Annotated in this window: 18 protein-coding genes; 3 read left to right on the forward strand and 15 right to left on the reverse strand. The window is 65.2% G+C overall.

Annotation, left to right across the window (positions count from 1 at the left end):
• Window positions 1–38: 38 nt before the first annotated feature.
• The 15 genes from hisB to CEJ42_RS17280 all read right to left on the reverse strand — a co-directional run bounded on the left by hisB (window position 39) and on the right by CEJ42_RS17280 (window position 12,157).
• Window positions 39–635, reverse strand: coding sequence for an imidazoleglycerol-phosphate dehydratase HisB (hisB, locus tag CEJ42_RS17210; protein WP_079218100.1), 597 nt, complete (start codon window positions 633–635; stop codon window positions 39–41).
• A gap of 61 nt (window positions 636–696) precedes the next feature.
• Window positions 697–1,809, reverse strand: a complete 1,113-nt coding sequence (gene hisC / locus CEJ42_RS17215; protein WP_088751950.1) for a histidinol-phosphate transaminase — start codon at window positions 1,807–1,809, stop codon at window positions 697–699.
• Entirely contained in the window at window positions 1,790–2,605 is an 816-nt protein-coding gene (locus CEJ42_RS17220; RefSeq protein ID WP_088751951.1) for a DNA-methyltransferase, read from the reverse strand. The genes hisC and CEJ42_RS17220 overlap by 20 nt, the downstream gene beginning before the upstream one ends.
• A 4-nt stretch (window positions 2,606–2,609) precedes the next feature.
• Window positions 2,610–3,932 (reverse strand): histidinol dehydrogenase, encoded by a 1,323-nt coding sequence (gene hisD / locus CEJ42_RS17225; protein WP_088751952.1) that lies wholly within the window; start codon window positions 3,930–3,932, stop codon window positions 2,610–2,612.
• A 36-nt stretch (window positions 3,933–3,968) separates the two neighbouring features.
• The gene (gene hisG, locus CEJ42_RS17230; protein ID WP_079218096.1) at window positions 3,969–4,619 is read right to left on the reverse strand and encodes an ATP phosphoribosyltransferase; all 651 of its coding nucleotides are present in this window, start codon (window positions 4,617–4,619) and stop codon (window positions 3,969–3,971) included.
• 21 nt (window positions 4,620–4,640) lie between these two features.
• Entirely contained in the window at window positions 4,641–5,891 is a 1,251-nt protein-coding gene (gene murA, locus CEJ42_RS17235; RefSeq protein ID WP_079218095.1) for a UDP-N-acetylglucosamine 1-carboxyvinyltransferase, read from the reverse strand.
• Window positions 5,892–5,900: 9 nt separating this feature from the next.
• The gene (locus CEJ42_RS17240) at window positions 5,901–6,137 is read right to left on the reverse strand and encodes a BolA family protein (RefSeq protein ID WP_079218094.1); all 237 of its coding nucleotides are present in this window, start codon (window positions 6,135–6,137) and stop codon (window positions 5,901–5,903) included.
• Between the two features lie 51 nt (window positions 6,138–6,188).
• Window positions 6,189–6,953, reverse strand: coding sequence for an ABC transporter permease (locus CEJ42_RS17245; RefSeq protein ID WP_088751953.1), 765 nt, complete (start codon window positions 6,951–6,953; stop codon window positions 6,189–6,191).
• Complete coding sequence (locus CEJ42_RS17250) at window positions 6,950–7,861, reverse strand: ABC transporter ATP-binding protein (protein WP_079218092.1); 912 nt, start codon at window positions 7,859–7,861, stop codon at window positions 6,950–6,952. Before CEJ42_RS17250 ends, CEJ42_RS17245 begins: the two co-directional genes overlap by 4 nt.
• Before the next feature lie 353 nt (window positions 7,862–8,214).
• Window positions 8,215–8,508, reverse strand: a complete 294-nt coding sequence (locus CEJ42_RS17255) for an STAS domain-containing protein (RefSeq protein ID WP_088752023.1) — start codon at window positions 8,506–8,508, stop codon at window positions 8,215–8,217.
• A 25-nt stretch (window positions 8,509–8,533) separates the two neighbouring features.
• Window positions 8,534–9,166, reverse strand: a complete 633-nt coding sequence (locus CEJ42_RS17260) for an MlaC/ttg2D family ABC transporter substrate-binding protein (RefSeq protein ID WP_088751954.1) — start codon at window positions 9,164–9,166, stop codon at window positions 8,534–8,536.
• A gap of 186 nt (window positions 9,167–9,352) precedes the next feature.
• On the reverse strand, window positions 9,353–10,066 hold the full coding sequence (locus CEJ42_RS17265; RefSeq protein WP_088751955.1) for an MlaA family lipoprotein: 714 nt from the start codon (window positions 10,064–10,066) through the stop codon (window positions 9,353–9,355).
• Complete coding sequence (gene mlaD / locus CEJ42_RS17270; RefSeq protein WP_079218089.1) at window positions 10,066–10,539, reverse strand: outer membrane lipid asymmetry maintenance protein MlaD; 474 nt, start codon at window positions 10,537–10,539, stop codon at window positions 10,066–10,068. The genes CEJ42_RS17265 and mlaD overlap by 1 nt, the downstream gene beginning before the upstream one ends.
• A gap of 50 nt (window positions 10,540–10,589) precedes the next feature.
• Window positions 10,590–11,357 carry a lipid asymmetry maintenance ABC transporter permease subunit MlaE gene (mlaE, locus tag CEJ42_RS17275; RefSeq protein WP_079218088.1) on the reverse strand — a complete coding sequence of 256 codons (768 nt, stop codon included), beginning with the start codon at window positions 11,355–11,357 and terminating at the stop codon, window positions 10,590–10,592.
• Window positions 11,354–12,157: an ABC transporter ATP-binding protein gene (locus tag CEJ42_RS17280; protein ID WP_175354687.1), complete on the reverse strand. Its 804-nt coding sequence runs from the start codon at window positions 12,155–12,157 to the stop codon at window positions 11,354–11,356. Before CEJ42_RS17280 ends, mlaE begins: the two co-directional genes overlap by 4 nt.
• Window positions 12,158–12,539: 382 nt before the next feature.
• On the opposite strand from CEJ42_RS17280, the gene ychF reads away from it, so the two are divergent.
• The 3 genes from ychF (at window position 12,540) to CEJ42_RS17295 (ending at window position 16,010) form a co-directional block, all read left to right on the forward strand.
• A complete protein-coding gene (ychF, locus tag CEJ42_RS17285; protein WP_079218086.1) occupies window positions 12,540–13,631 on the forward strand; it encodes a redox-regulated ATPase YchF in 1,092 nt (363 codons plus the stop codon).
• A 93-nt stretch (window positions 13,632–13,724) separates the two neighbouring features.
• Entirely contained in the window at window positions 13,725–14,633 is a 909-nt protein-coding gene (locus CEJ42_RS17290) for a class I SAM-dependent methyltransferase (protein ID WP_079218085.1), read from the forward strand.
• A gap of 255 nt (window positions 14,634–14,888) precedes the next feature.
• Window positions 14,889–16,010 (forward strand): GGDEF domain-containing protein, encoded by a 1,122-nt coding sequence (locus tag CEJ42_RS17295; RefSeq protein WP_079218084.1) that lies wholly within the window; start codon window positions 14,889–14,891, stop codon window positions 16,008–16,010.
• Window positions 16,011–16,014 lie beyond the last annotated feature (4 nt).

Raw genomic sequence — 16,014 nt, forward strand, 5'->3', positions numbered from 1 at the left:
GCCGAAATGCCAGGTGATTGCCGGATGAATGCCGGAGATTACAAGCTGCCCTTGGTGGACGGAATCGTACCCGCGGCGCGCGCATCGAGCTCGATGGCCATGCGCAGCGCGCGGCCGAAGGCCTTGAACACGGTTTCGCACTGGTGGTGCGCGTTGACGCCGCGCAGGTTGTCCACGTGCAGGGTCACCTGCGCGTGATTGACGAAGCCGTGGAAGAATTCGCTGGTCAGGTCGACGTCGAAGGCGCCGATCATCGAACGCGTGAACGGGATGTGGTATTCCAGGCCGGGACGGCCGGAGAAGTCGATCACCACGCGCGACAACGCCTCGTCCAGCGGGACGTAGGCATGGCCGTAGCGGCGGATGCCCTTCTTGTCGCCGATGGCCTTGGCGAAGGCCATGCCCAGGGTGATGCCCACGTCTTCCACCGTGTGGTGCGCGTCGATATGCAGGTCGCCCTTGGCCTGGATGTCCAGGTCGATCAGGCCGTGGCGCGCGATCTGGTCCAGCATGTGGTCGAGGAAAGGCACGCCGGTGTCGAGCGACTGCTTGCCGGTTCCGTCCAGGTTGATCGCAACGCGGATCTGCGTCTCGTTGGTATTGCGGACGACTTCCGCGGTTCTCGGTGTAGACATGGTCAGGGTGAGGCGGGGTTCAAACGGTTGGGTTTTACCTAGGTGGTGCTCGGACGCGGCTTTACAACTCTTGCAGCGCCGCTCGCAGGGCCGCCAGGAAGGCGGTGTTTTCTTCTTCTGTGCTGACGGTTACGCGCAAACAGTTTCGCAGCAATACATGCATTTTACCGGCATTTTTGACCAGCACCTTACGCGCGAACATCGCGGCGAAGACTTTATCGGCATCCGGGACCCGGATCAACACGAAATTGGCAGCCGACGGGAACACCGTCACCCCGTCCAGCGCCGCCAGCTGCGCCATCAGGCGGGTGCGCGCCTGGCGCAGCGCCGCGGCCTGCGCCTCCAGCACCTCGAGATGCTCCAGCACGAACAGGGCGGCCGCCTCGGTCAGCACATTGATGTTGTACGGCGGGCGCACCTTGTCGAATTCGCGCAACAAGGCCGGTGCGGCCGACATGTAGCCCAGGCGGATGCCGGCCAGGCCCAGCTTGGAGACGGTGCGCATCACCACCAGGTTGTTGAAGCGCGGCAACTCGCGCATCAGGCTGGTCTCGGCGAACGGCTGGTAGGCCTCGTCCACCACCACCAGCCCATAGGGCGCGGCGGCCTCGACGATCTTCAGCACCTGCTCTTCGGAGAACAGGGTGCCGGTGGGATTGTTCGGATACGACAGGTAGGTGATGACCGGGCGATGCGCGTCCATCGCCGCCAGCATGGCCGGCAGGTCCAGCGTGAAATCCGCGCGCAGCGGCACGCCGACGTATTCCAGCCCGGCCGCCAGCGCCGAGACCTGGTACATCACGAAGCTCGGCTCCGGCGCCAGCACCTTGGCGCCCGGCACCGCGCAGGCGACCGAGAGCATCGAGATCAGTTCGTCGGAGCCGTTGCCCAGCAGCACGTCGTAGCCCTCGGGCACGCCCAGCCGGCGGCAGATCTCCTGCTTCAGGCGCGTATAGCCGGGCACCGGGTAGCGGTTCAGCCCGGTGGCCGCCAGGCGCTGCGCCAGTGCGGCGTGCAGCTCGGGCGGCAGGGTGTAGGGGTTCTCCATCGCGTCCAGCTTGAGCAGGCCCTCGGCCGGCGGCACATGGTAGGCCTGCCAGCCGCGCACCATCGGACGGATCACGCCGGCAATCAGTTGTTCGCAGGAAGCAGGATCAGCCGGTGACTTGTTCATCTTGTTGGTTCGATGGGGCCAGCGCGGCCAGGCGCTGGCGGATCAGTTCGCAGTAGTCGGGATTGAGTTCGAAGCCGGCGAAGCGCCGGCCGCAGCGGCGCGCCGCCACCGCGGTGGTGCCGCTGCCCATGAAGGGGTCCAGCACCACGCCGCCCGGCGGGCAGGAGGCCTTCACCATGCGCTCCACCACTTCCAGCGGCTTTTGCGTGGGGTGGTCGGCGCGTTCCTTGTGTTCGCGGTGCAGGCGCGACACGCTCCACACATCCTTGGGGTTGTAGCCCATCTCCAGCCACTTGGCGCCGACGAAGATGGCGCGCGAGCGGGCCTTCTTGGTCTGTTCGTCGTAGGGAATGCGGATGGCGTCGAGGTCGAAGAAGTAGTCGCGCGCGGCGGCGAAGAAACCGATGGTGTCGTGCACCGACGAATAGCGCCGGGTGCTGCCGCCCATGGAGGGCACGCGGCGATCCCAGACGATCTCGTTGATCATGGTCATGCGCTGCTTGAGCATGACGAAGATTTCCGGCGAATACCGCCAGGTGAGGAAGATATAGAGGCTGCCGTTGGCCTTGAGCTTGGGCAGCGCGGCGTCGATCCACTGCTCGGTCCAGCGCAGGTACTCGACGGTGTCGAGCTTGTCGGAGTCGTTGCCGTAGTCCTTGCCCAGCCCGTAGGGCGGGTCGGCGATCAGCAGGTCGATGCTGCCGTCGGGAATGCGCTGCAAGCCCTGCAGCGCATCCTCGCAATGCACGCGATCCAGCCAGCCTTCGCCTGCCAGGGGGTCGGAGGCTGCCGTCATCGCATCACTTCAGCCGCAGTTCGGCGGAGCGGGCGTGAGCCTGCAAGCCCTCGCCATAGGCCAGCTCGGCGGCGACCCGGCCCAGGGTCTGGGCGCCCGCTTCGGACACGCGGATCACGCTGGAGCGCTTCTGGAAGTCGTACACGCCCAGCGGCGACGAGAAACGCGCGGTGCGCGAGGTCGGCAGCACGTGGTTGGGACCGGCGCAGTAGTCGCCCAGCGATTCGGAGGAGTAGCGGCCGAGGAACATGGCGCCGGCGTGGCGGATCTTGTCGGCCCACTGCTGCGGTTCTTCCGCGGAGATTTCCAGGTGCTCGGCGGCGATGGCGTTGGCGATCTCGCAGGCCTCATCCATGTCGCGCACCTTCACCAGCGCGCCGCGGTCGGTCAGCGAGGTACGGATCACTTCCTTGCGCGGCATGGCGTCGAGCAATTTGTTGATCGAGGCCTCGACTTTGGCGATGTACGCGGCGTCCGGGCACAGCAGGATGGATTGCGCCAGCTCGTCGTGCTCAGCCTGGGAGAACAGGTCCATGGCGATCCAGTCGGGATCGGTAGTGCCGTCGCAGATCACCAGGATCTCGGAGGGGCCGGCGATCATGTCGATGCCGACGATGCCGAACACGCGGCGCTTGGCGGCGGCCACGTAGGCATTGCCCGGACCGACGATCTTGTCCACCTGCGGGATGGTAGCGGTGCCATAGGCCAGCGCGCCCACGGCTTGCGCGCCGCCGATGGTAAACACCCGGTCGACGCCGGCAATGGCGGCCGCGGCCAGCACCAGCTCGTTGTGCACGCCGTCAGGCGTGGGCACCACCATGATGACTTCCTGCACGCCGGCCACCTTGGCCGGGATCGCGTTCATCAGCACCGACGACGGATAGGCGGCCTTGCCGCCCGGCACGTAGATGCCCACGCGGTCCAGCGGCGTGACCTTCTGGCCCAGCTCGGTGCCGTCCGCTTCGGTGTACAGGAAACCGTCCGAGCCGCATTCCTTCTTCTGCCGCTCGTGATAGGCGCGCACGCGGTCGGCCGCGGTCTGCAGCGCCGCGCGGCGCGCTTCGGGCAGGCTGGCCAGTGCGGCCTGCAAGGCCTGCTGGCCGATTTCCAGCGCCGCCAGCGATGCGGCCGGCTGGCCCGGCAGGCGGTCGAAGCGCCATGTGTACTCCAGCACCGCGGCGTCGCCGCGCGCCTTCACATCCGCCAGGATGGTCGCCGCGGCGCGGTCGATGGCTTCGTCCTCGCTGGCCTCGAAGGCCAGCACGGCCGACAGCTTGTCACGGAAGCCGGCGTCGGCGGAATCGAGTTTTCGGATGGCAATGCTCATGGGGTCACCTGCAAATACAGCGAAATCTGAATGGTCTTACTTGGCCTGCGAGGCCTTCTCGAACGCGTCGAGGATGGGCTGCAGGCGCTCGCGCTTCAACTTCAGCGCGGCCTGGTTCACCACCAGGCGCGAGGAGATGTCGATGATGTGCTCGACTTCCACCAGCTTGTTGGCGCGCAGCGTGCCGCCGGTGCTGACCAGGTCGACGATGGCGTCCGACAGGCCCACCAGCGGGCCCAGCTCCATCGAGCCGTACAGCTTGATCAGGTCGACGTGCACGCCCTTGGCGGCGAAGTGCTCGCGCGCGGTCTTGACGTACTTGGTCACCACGCGCAGGCGCGCGCCCTGGCGCACCGCGTTGGCGTAGTCGAAGCCCTCTTGCACCGCCACCGACAGGCGGCACTTGGCGATGTTCAGGTCGATCGGCTGGTACAGGCCTTCGCCGCCGTGCTCCAGCAGCACGTCCTTGCCGGCCACGCCGAAATCGGCGGCGCCGTATTGCACGTAGGTCGGCACGTCGGAGGCGCGCACGATGATCACGCGCACGTTGGGGTCGTTGGTCGGCAGGATCAGCTTGCGCGAGGACTCCGGATCCTCGGACACGGTGATGCCGGCGGCTTTGAGCAGCGGCAGGGTTTCTTCGAAAATGCGGCCCTTGGAGAGCGCCAGCGTCAGTTGTTGGGTCATGTCGTTTGCTTCTTCAGGTGCTTATTTGACGCGCTGGATGTCGGCGCCGATGGCCGACAGTTTCGCTTCCATGCGGTCGTAACCGCGGTCGAGGTGGTAGATGCGCTCGACCACGGTCTCGCCTTCGGCGGCCAGGCCGGCGATCACCAGCGAGGCCGACGCGCGCAGGTCGGTGGCCATCACCGGGGCGCCGTGGAACTTGTCCACGCCCTTGACGATGGCGGTGTTGCCCTCGATGTCGATGGCCGCGCCCAGGCGGTTCAACTCCTGCACGTGCATGAAACGGTTTTCGAAGATGGTTTCGGTGACGTGGCTGGTGCCTTCGGCGATGCAGTTCAGCGCCATGAACTGCGCCTGCATGTCGGTCGGGAAGCCCGGATATTCGGTGGTGCGGAAGCTGATCGCCTTGGGGCGGCGCGCCATCTGGATGCGGATCCAGTCCTCGCCCGAGGTGAGGATGGCGCCGGCTTCGCGCAGCTTGTCCAGCGCCGCGTCCAGCAGGCCCGAACGGGTGCGGCGCAGCGTGACGTCGCCGCCGGCGGCCGCCACCGCGCACAGGAAGGTGCCGGTCTCGATGCGGTCGGCGATCACTTCATGGGTGGCGCCGTGCAGCTTGTCGACGCCCTGGATCACCAGGCGGTCGGTGCCGATGCCTTCGATCTTGGCGCCCATCTTCACCAGCAGATTGGCCAGGTCGCCCACTTCCGGCTCGCGCGCGGCGTTTTCCAGGATGGTCTCGCCCTCGGCCAGCACCGCCGCCATCAGCAGGTTCTCGGTGCCGGTCACGGTGATCATGTCGGTGACGATGCGCGCGCCCTTCAGGCGCTTGGCCTTGGCGTAAATGTAGCCGCCGTCGATGTGGATCTCGGCGCCCATGGCCTGCATGCCCTTGATGTGCTGGTCCACCGGACGCGAGCCGATGGCGCAGCCGCCCGGCAGCGACACCTTGGCTTCGCCGAAGCGCGCCAGCAGCGGGCCCAGCACCAGGATCGAGGCGCGCATGGTCTTGACCAGCTCATAGGGCGCTTCCAGTCTGGTGATGTCGTTGCCGTTGAGGATCATCGCATCGCCCTCTTCCTGCACGCGCAGGCCCATCTGCTTCATCAGCTTGGTGATGGTGAGCACGTCCTGCAGGTGCGGGACGTTGCTCAGGCGCAGGTCGTCGGCCGTCAGCAGGCCGGCGCACAGGATGGGCAGCGCGGCGTTCTTGGCGCCGGAGATGGTGACGTCGCCGGAGAGGCGCTTGCCGCCGCGGATCAGGAGCTTGTCCATGTTATTGCCTTATTTCTGGAATTCTTCGGGAGTCAGGGTCTTCATCGACAGCGCGTGGATCTCTTCGCGCATGCGGTCGCCCAGCGCGGCGTAGACCAGCTGGTGGCGCTGGATCAGGCGCTTGCCGGCGAAGGCGTCGGAGACGATGACGGCGGTGAAGTGCTGGCCGTCGCCTTCGACTTCGATATGGCGGCATTCGAGGCCGGCGACGATGTAGCTTTTGACGAGTTCGGGTGTGGGTAGCATGGTTCGGCTCTTCACAAGGGTGGATGGCGGCGCAGGATCAGCGGCTCGATGTCAGTGGGAGCCGGCGCGCAGCTTGTAGCCGCTCTTCAGCATTCGCACCGCCAGGGTGGACAGCGCCAGCAGGAAGACGGCGACGATGCCCAGGCTGATCATGGGATTGATGTCGGACTGGCCGAAGAACCCGTAGCGAAAGCCATCGATCATATAAAAAAACGGGTTGAAATGCGACACCGCCTGCCAGAACGGCGGCAGCGAGTGTATCGAATAGAACACGCCGGCCAGGAAAGTCAGCGGCACGATCAGGAAATTCTGGAACGCCGCCAGCTGGTCGAACTTCTCGGCCCAGATGCCGGCGATCAGCCCCATGGTGCCCAGGATGCCCGCGCCCAGGATCGCAAAGACCGCAATCCACAGCGGCGCGACGAAGTCCAGGTGGCCGAACCAGGCGGTCACCACGAACACGCCGGCGCCCACGATCAGGCCGCGCACCACCGCCGCCAGCACGTAGCCGCCGAACAGCTCCCAGTGCGACAAGGGCGTGAGCAGCACGAACACCAGGTTGCCGGTGATCTTGGACTGGATCAGCGAGGACGAGCTGTTGGCGAAGGCGTTCTGCAGCACGCTCATCATCACCAGGCCCGGCACCAGGAAGCCGGTGTATTGCACGCCCGGATAGACCTGCACGCGATCCTGCAGCACATGGCCGAAGATCAGCAGGTACAGCAGCGCGGTCACGATGGGGGCCGTCACGGTTTGCGTGGCGACCTTCCAGAAGCGCAGGATTTCCTTGTAGAACAGGGTCTGGAATCCGGTCATTTTTCATCTCCCATGATCTGGATGAAGACGTCTTCCAGGTCGGCCTGCTGCAGCTGCAGATCGTCGATCTCGGCGCCGGCGGCGCGCAACGTGGCCAGGATGGGTTCGACTTCCTTGTAATCGGTCACGCGCAGCGTGAACTTGTTGCCCGAGAGCAGTTCCTCGGGGTGGGTCACCAGCGCCTTCAGGCCGTCCGGCAGGCTGCCGCTCTTCAGGCGCAGCACCATCTGCGAGCCGGAAATGCGGCGGATCAGGCCTTCGGTCGAGTCCAGCGCCACCACCTTGCCGAATTTCAGCATGGCGATGCGGTTGCACAGCGCCTGCGCCTCTTCCAGGTAGTGGGTGGTCAGCACGATGGTGTGACCTTCGCGGTTCAGGCGGCCGATGAAATGCCACAGCGTCTGGCGCAGCTCGACGTCCACGCCGGCGGTGGGTTCGTCCAGCACGATCACCGGCGGCTTGTGCACCAGCGCCTGCGCCACCAGCACGCGGCGCTTCATGCCGCCCGACAGCGCGCGCATGTTGGTGTCGGCCTTGTTGGTGAGGTCGAGGTTCTCCATCACCTCGTCGATCCACTTGTCGTTGTTCTTCAGGCCGAAATAGCCCGATTGCATGCGCAAGGTCTCGCGTACGGTGAAGAAGGGATCGAACACCAGTTCCTGCGGCACCACGCCCAGCTTCATGCGCGCTGCGCGATAGTCGCTGACCACGTCGTGGCCATGGATGGTGACGTTGCCGGAATCGGCCCGGTTCAGGCCGGCGATGATGGAGATCAGCGTGGTCTTGCCGGCCCCGTTGGGGCCCAGCAGACCGAAGAACTCGCCTTCTTCGATCGCCAGCGAAACGCCGCCCAGCGCTTGCAGCGACTGGTAGCGTTTCTTGATGTCATTGATTTGCAGAGCGGCCATTGCCTATCGCCCGTTCAATTCGTTGCTTGCCAGAAAAATAAGGAAACAGGAAAACTCGCTGTCTGCCTCGCCCCGGCATCGCGGCCTCTTGCGCCGCCGGGGCGGGAAAGGCTGGGCGCGATGCCGCTTTGTTGTCGTTGGATTAACCGGATTGGCGGCCTGTGCCGCGATCAATCGCTTAAATCGCTTTGCCCGGCCCGGGGGCCGCGTTCAGGGGAAGGAAGTCCGGTGGACGAACGCCGCGAAGCGCCTGCAAAAACCGATGATTATAGGGGAATTCGATTTTCCGGGCGGCGGCGCCGGCGAAAGGCGGCGGCCGGGAACGCAATACCGGGAAGATCGGGAAGACCGGATCAGTGTCGGTCGGTGGCGGAGGTGGGTGCGGCGGGAGCGCCGTGCAGCAGCGCCGATACGCCGTAGAGGTCGGCCAGGCTCTGCAGGTTGGCCGGCAGGACGCCGAAGTCCAGCGCCGCGCCGCGCTGTTGCGCAGCCCGGCGCCAGGCCAGCAGCGTGGCCACGGCCGAGGAATCGACCACCGCCACCGCGCTGACGTCGATGCCGGACTGGCCGGCGGCGATCGCCGCCAGGCCGTCGCGCAGGACGGCGGTGGCGTTGTTGACGGTCAGCTGTGAGCCCGGCTTGAACATGATCAACTTTCGGTCGCAGGTCGGCTTACTTCTTGGCGGCGCGGGCCGCCAGCTGCTTGTTCTTGTCCGACAGGGCCTTGATCAGGCCGTCGATGCCGCCCTTGTTGATCTCGCTGGCGAAGGTGCCCTTGTAGGCTTCCACCAGCCACGCGCCCAGCACGTTGACGTCATACAGCTTCCAGCCGTCGGCCTTCTTTTCCAGGCGATAGCTGAGCTGGATCGGCTCGCCGCCGCGCGAGGAGATCACCTGCGAATTGACTTCGACTTCGGTGTCGGTCGGCGCGGCGCGCAGCGGCTTGAATTCGATCTTCTGGTCGCGCACTTGCGACAGCGCGCCCGAGTAGGTGTAGACCAGCAGGCTGCGGAATTCGGTGATCAGCTGCTTTTGCTGCTCAGGCGTGGCCTGGCGCCAGAAACGGCCGGCCGCCAACTGGGTCATGCGTTCGAAGTCCACATACGGCAGGATCTTTTGCTCGACCAGCTGCATGATGCGGTTGTTGTTGCCGGACTGGATGTCCTTGTCGCTCTTGGCGGTGTCCAGCACTTCGGAACTGATGCGCTTGACCAGCGCGTCGGGCGCTTCCTGGGCGGAGGCGGTGCCGGAGAACGCCAGCGCGGAGAAGGCGGCGATTGCGAAAATTTTGCTGAGCATCTTCATAGGTCTTGGTCCATTTGATTGAAGGGGTCGCCCGCCAGCGGCCGACATTCCTTCGAAGCCCATGGAAGGGCCGGGTTCCTGCGCCGTCACAGATGGGCACAGGAGTTACAGATTGTGCGATTTGCGCGGATTTCAAGATCGCCGCGCGCAGCCTGCGCGACGGCCAATCTTTTCAGGCCATCAGCATCAGGGCTTGATGGCGTCTTCCTTGCGCTCCTTGCCGGAGCTGCCGCCGGAGATCTGCGACTGGCGGCGCTGCAGGTAGGCATCGCGCACGAAGTCGTACTTGTCCAGCGCGGCGTCTTCCAGCAGGGTCGATGCGTCCAGCAGCTGGGCGCGGCGATCCACGATGCGGATCACGGTGCCCACGTTGCGCCAGCGGGTCGGGCGCTTGTAGGTCCACAGGTCGCCATACATGTCGACCGGCAGGCCGGCGGTGTCGCGCACGGTGGACGGGCCGAAGAACGGCAGCACCACGTAAGGACCGGAGCCTACGCCCCACTTGCCCAGGGTCTGGCCGAAATCGGACTTCTCGCGCGGCAGGCGGGCTTCGGTCGCCACGTCCAGCACGCCGCCCAGGCCGAAGGTGGTGTTGATCGCCACGCGCATGAAGGTCGACACGCCCTGTTCGACGCGGCCCTGCAGCAGCTGGTTGATCGACGACCACAGGTCGCCGATGTTGCCGAAGAAGTTGCCCACGCCGGTCTGGACCGGATCCGGCACTACGGTGTCGTAGGCCTGGGCGACCGGCTTGAGCGCATAGGTGTCAACCGTGTCGTTGAAGCTGAACATGGTCCGGTTGAAGCCTTCCAGCGGATCATTGGGATTGTTGGTGGTGGCGCAGCCGGTCAGGGCTGCTGCTGCCAGCGCCAGAGCGCCGATGCGTGCGGTGTTTTTCATTATTTATCGTCCTTTCCCTCTGCCGCCTTGCTGTAGAGGAACTGACCGATCAGGTTCTCCAGCACAATCGCGGATTGTGTCATCTTAATGGTATCTCCGGCTGCCAGGTTGGCAGTATCGCCACCCGGCTCGATGCCGATGTATTGTTCTCCCAACAGTCCCGAGGTCAGGATCTTGGCGGAGCTGTCCTTGGGAAACTTGTAGCCGTCGTCCATGTTGATGGTGACCACGGCACGGAAGGTCTGGTCGTCGAAGCGGATCGAATCCACGCGGCCGACCACCACGCCGGCGCTCTTGACCGCGGCGCGCGACTTCAGGCCGCCGATGTTGTCGAAGTTGGCCTTCACCGCATAGGTCTTCTGGCCGAACGACAGCGAGCTCATGTTGCCGGCCTTGAGCGCCAGGAATGCCAGCGCGGCCACGCCCAGCAGCACGAAGATTCCAACCCAGGCGTCCAGTGATTTACGTTGCATAGTCATACCTTTTTATTCATCGTCGCCCCCCGGCGGGACGCACATCATTCTCAGCTGAACATCAGCGCGGTCAGGAGGAAGTCCAGGCCCAGCACCATCAGGGACGCGATCACCACGGTGCGGGTGGTGGCGCGCGCCACGCCTTCGGGCGTCGGCTGGGCCTCGTAGCCCTGGAACAGCGCCACGAAGGTCACCGCGATGCCGAACACGACGCTCTTGAGCACGCCGTTGGCGATGTCGTTCCAGACGTCCACGCCGCCCTGCATCTGCGACCAGAAGGCGCCTTCGTCGACGCCGATCAGCAGCACGCCGACCACATAGCCGCCGATCACGCCCACCGCGGAAAAGATCGCCGCCAGCACCGGCATGGCGATCACGCCGGCCCAGAAGCGCGGCGCGACCACGCGCTGCAGCGGGTTGACGGCCATCATTTCCATCGCCGACAACTGCTCGCCGGCCTTCATCAGGCCGATTTCGGCGGTCAGCGATGTGCCGGCGCGGCCGGCGAACAGCAGCGCGGTCACCACCGGCCCCAGCTCGCGCGTCAGCGACAGCGCCACCAGCAGGCCGAGCGCCTGCTCGGAACCGTACTTGTTGAGGGTGTAATAGCCCTGCAGGCCCAGCACGAAGCCGACGAACAGGCCCGAGACGGCGATGATCACCAGCGAGTAATTGCCGATGAAGTGGATCTGGTCGGTGATCAGGCGCGGGCGGCGCAGCAGGCCGACCGATGCGCCCAGCATGTTGACGAACATGCGCGCCGCAAAACCGACGCCGACCACGAACTCGCGCACGGCGCGGCCAAGACCGGCGATCATGGGCGACCTCCCAGTCCGAGATCGTCGGCCAGCGACTTGCCGGGATAGTGGAACGGCACCGGGCCGTCCGCCTCGGCGTGCACGAACTGCTTCACATAAGGATCGGTGGAGGTGCGCATCTCGTCGGGCGTGCCTTGCGCCACGATCTTGCCGGCCGACAGGAAATACACGTAGTCGGCGATCGAGAAGGATTCATTGACGTCGTGCGACACCAGGATCGAGGTCGAGCCCAGCGCGTCGTTCAGGCGGCGGATCAGGTTGGCGGTCACGCCCATGGAAATCGGATCGAGGCCGGCGAAGGGCTCGTCATACATGATCAGCAAGGGGTCGAGCGCGATGGTGCGCGCCAGCGCCACGCGGCGCGCCATGCCGCCGGAGATCTCGGCCGGCTTCAGGGCCGCGGCGTTGCGCAGGCCGACGGCGTTGAGCTTCATCAGCACCAGGTCGCGAATCAGTTCTTCGTCCAGGTCGGTATGCTCGCGCAGGGGGAAGGCCACGTTGTCGAACACCGTCATGTCGGTGAACAGCGCGCCGTTCTGGAACAGCATGCCCATTTTGCGGCGCAGCACGTAGAGCTGCTTCGTGTTCAGTCCCGGGACGTTCTCGCCATCCACCGCCAGCGTGCCCTGCTGCGGCTGCAGCTGGCCGCCGATCAGGCGCAGGATGGTGGTCTTGCCGGAGCCGGAGCCGCCCATCACCGCCACCACCTTCCCGCGCGGGAAGTCCATATGGAGTCCGGTCAGGATAGGCCGGTCGCCATAGCGGAAGTGCAGATCGCGGATTTCTACGATATTAGGCAAAGGGAATTTCTTCGTTTTCTTTTGGAAGACGACATTGTAGAGCAAAATTTACAAATCGCTTTCAAGAAGGCAATACTGCGTGTAAATCGCCCACAAGGAAAAAGCCGGTTCTTTACAGCTTGCCTACAAGTTCGACGAAGATGCAAACCGTTGATTGCAACGGCCTTATTGACGAGATAGTCAGTTAATCCTCACAAATCCAACCAATTTCCCATTCCGTGGCATTCGCGCAACGAAAAAGGGCCGTGCACAGCCTTGCGGCGACACGCATCGTCTCAACATCGCCCCGGGCCGCGACAAGCCGTTGATGCGCTGCAGCCAGCCCTAGGGCATCGCCCTGCGGCTTGATACAATGGCGGTTTTGCTTTCGGAAGAATTTGTCATGAGCCTCAAATGCGGCATCGTGGGCCTGCCCAACGTCGGTAAATCCACCCTCTTCAACGCGCTGACCAAGGCCGGCATCGCCGCCGAGAACTATCCGTTCTGCACCATCGAACCCAACGTCGGCATCGTCGAAGTGCCGGATCCGCGCCTCAACGCGCTGGCCGAGATCGTCAAGCCCGAGCGCATCCTGCCGGCCACGGTCGAGTTCGTCGACATCGCCGGCCTGGTGGCGGGCGCTTCCAAGGGCGAAGGCCTGGGCAACCAGTTCCTGTCCCACATCCGCGAAACCGACGCCATCGTCAACGTGGTGCGCTGCTTCGAAGACCCCAACGTGATCCACGTGGCCGGCCGCGTGAGCCCGCTGGACGACATCGCCGTGATCCAGACCGAACTGGCGCTGGCCGACATGGGCACCGTCGAGAAGGCCATCCACCGCGAGCAGAAGAAGGCGCGCTCGGGCGACAAGGACGCCGCCAAGCTGGTGGCGCTGCTCGAACGCATCATGCCGGCGCTGGACGAAGCCAAGCCGGTGCGCGCGCTGGGCCTGGACGCCGAAGAAATGCTGCTGATCAAGCCGCTGTGCCTGATCACCGCCAAGCCGGCCATGTATGTCGCCAACGTCTCCGACAGCGGCTTCACCGACAACCCGCTGCTGGACCAGCTGACCAACTACGCCAAGGAACAGAACGCCCCGATCGTGGCCATCTGCGCCGCCATCGAAGCCGAGATCGCCGACCTGGACGACGCTGACAAGGCCGACTTCCTGGCCGACATGGGCATGCAAGAGCCGGGCCTGGATCGCCTGATCCGCGCCGGCTTCAAGCTGCTGGGCCTGCAGACCTACTTCACCGCGGGCGTCAAGGAAGTGCGCGCCTGGACCGTGCCGGTGGGCGCCACCGGCCCGCAGGCCGCCGGCGTGATCCACACCGACTTCGAACGCGGCTTCATCCGCGCCCAGACCATCGCCTTTGACGACTACATCGCCTGCAAGGGCGAAGCCGGCGCCAAGGAAGCGGGCAAGATGCGCGCCGAAGGCAAGGAATACATCGTCAAGGACGGCGATGTGATGAACTTCCTGTTCAACGTCTAAGAGCCGCCCGATGCCGCGCCCGGCGCGGCATCCTGTCGTCAAGCAGTCATCGCCGGCGTTTATCATGCCGGCTTCACTTTTTACAGCAGCACCATGAGCAAGCAAGCCATCCCGGAACCCGGCCGCAGCAACGCCAAGGGGAAGCGCGCGCCGCAAGTCGCCGACGCTGCGCCCCTGGCCAATGACATCCGCCCCGGCCAGTCCATCGAACTGCTCAAGGAGCTGCACATCCTCACGCGCGACGGCAAGCTGAACCAGGACAGCCGCCGCAAGCTCAAGCAGGTCTATCACCTCTACCAGTTCATCGAGCCGCTGCTGGCCGAAGTGCTGCAGCAGCACCCGGACGTGACGCTGGTCGACCACGGCGCGGGCAAGTCCTACCTCGGCTTCATCCTGTACGACCTGTTCTTCAAGGCGCTGCAGGGCGCGCCGCACATCTACGGCATCGAGACCCGCGAAGAGCTGGTCAAGAAGTCCGAGGAACTGGCCGCGCGCCTGGGTTTCGGCGGCATGTCCTTCGTCAACCTGTCGGTGGCCGACTCCATCACCTCGGATCGCCTGCCGTCGCAGATCGACGTGGTGACCGCGCTGCACGCCTGCGACACCGCCACCGACGACGCCATCCATTTCGCGCTGGCCAAGCAGGCGCGCTTCATCGTGCTGGTGCCGTGCTGCCAGGCCGAGGTGGCCTCGGTGCTGAACCGTAACAAGGGCAAGTCGCTGGGCAATTCGCTCACCGAGATCTGGCGCCATCCGCTGCATACGCGCGAATTCGGCAGCCAGGTCACCAACGTGCTGCGCTGCCTGCAGCTGGAAGCGCACGGCTACAAGGTCAGCGTCACCGAACTGGTGGGCTGGGAGCATTCGATGAAGAACGAGCTGATCATCGCCCAGTACCGCGACCTGCCGCGCCGGCGCCCGACCGAGCGCCTGCAGGAGGTGCTGCGCACGCTGGGACTGGAAGAGATGGGGCAACGTTTCTTCACGCAGCAGGCGGCCTGAAACGGCAGCCTCAAGGCGGCCGGGAAGCCGCCGGGGACGCCCGCTTGCGGGAACGTTTCTTGCTGAAGATTCGGGTAAGATGGCGGCGCTTTGCGCGGCGGGACTTCAGACCGGGGTTGCCGCTGCCGATATAGCCGCCAGCAGGACCAGGCCGGGCGCCACCAGCGCCGGCGGTAAACGGTAAATGGGAAATGGGGATGCCGGGCAACCGGCTTGCGCAGCAATGGGGGGGCCGGCGAACGCCGGAGAACGCATATGACATCCGCCGTCGATACGGAAACGCTGATCGCCGACAACCAGCAGCTGCGGGCCGAGCTGCAGGACCTGCTGCAGCAGGCGCACATCAACCAGTCCATCATCGAACGCCACCAGGCCTTCGACCTGAAGCTCATCGGCGCCAGCGAATTCCGCGAGCTGATCGACGCCATGCTGTCGACCATGCCGGGCGTGTTCAACCTGGAGACGGTGACGCTGTCGCTGATCGACGATGACTACGCCATCCAGCGCATCCTGCGCGACCTGCAGATCGGCCTGAACGAATTCCCCAACCTGCTGTTCCTGAAGCGCCCGATCCACTTCCCCGACGAAGGCGGCCGCGCGCTGGCGCAGGAAAAGCCGCGCCTGGGCGAATACGCCACGGCGCTGCACCAGCCGCTGTTCCCCGGCTACCAGCCGGTCAGCGTGGCGGTGCTGCCGCTGGTGCGCCAGCACCGGCTGCTGGGCTACCTGGCGCTGGGCAGCGCCTACCGCGAACGCTTCACGCGCACGCTGGCGACCGACTTCATCCAGCGCCTGGCCACCGTGGCCGCGATCTGCCTGGAAAACGTCATCAACAACGAACGCCTGAAGCACATCGGCCTGACCGATCCGCTGACCGGCGTGAACAACCGCCGCTACATCGAACAGCGCATGCATGAGGAAGTGGCGCGCGGCCAGCGCGAGCGCTCGGCCCTGTCTTGCCTGTTCATCGACATCGACCATTTCAAGCGGGTCAACGACCAGTACGGCCACCAGAGCGGCGACGACGTGCTGCGCGAAGTGGCCGCGCGCATCAAGAAGGAGCTGCGCCTGTCGGACGCGCTGGGCCGCTTCGGCGGCGAAGAGTTCGTGGTGCTGCTGACGCACGCCACGCGCGAGGACGCGGCGCGCATCGCCGAACGCATCCGCGCCGGCATCTCCAGCCGCGGCATCATGATCGAGGGGTCGCGTGATCCGCTGAAGATCACCGCATCCATCGGCACCGCCTCGCTGATGCCGCCGGATCGCAGCCGCACGGCCGAAGAGGTCAAGCAGGCCATGCTCAAGGCGGCCGACCAGGCGCTTTACCAGGCCAAGGAAAGCGGCCGCAACCGCGTGGTGCTCTCGGCCGCTTACTGATCGC

Origin of the sequence: Herbaspirillum robiniae (genome assembly GCF_002213415.1) — a bacterium.
In the GTDB taxonomy this organism is placed as follows: domain Bacteria; phylum Pseudomonadota; class Gammaproteobacteria; order Burkholderiales; family Burkholderiaceae_D; genus Herbaspirillum; species Herbaspirillum robiniae.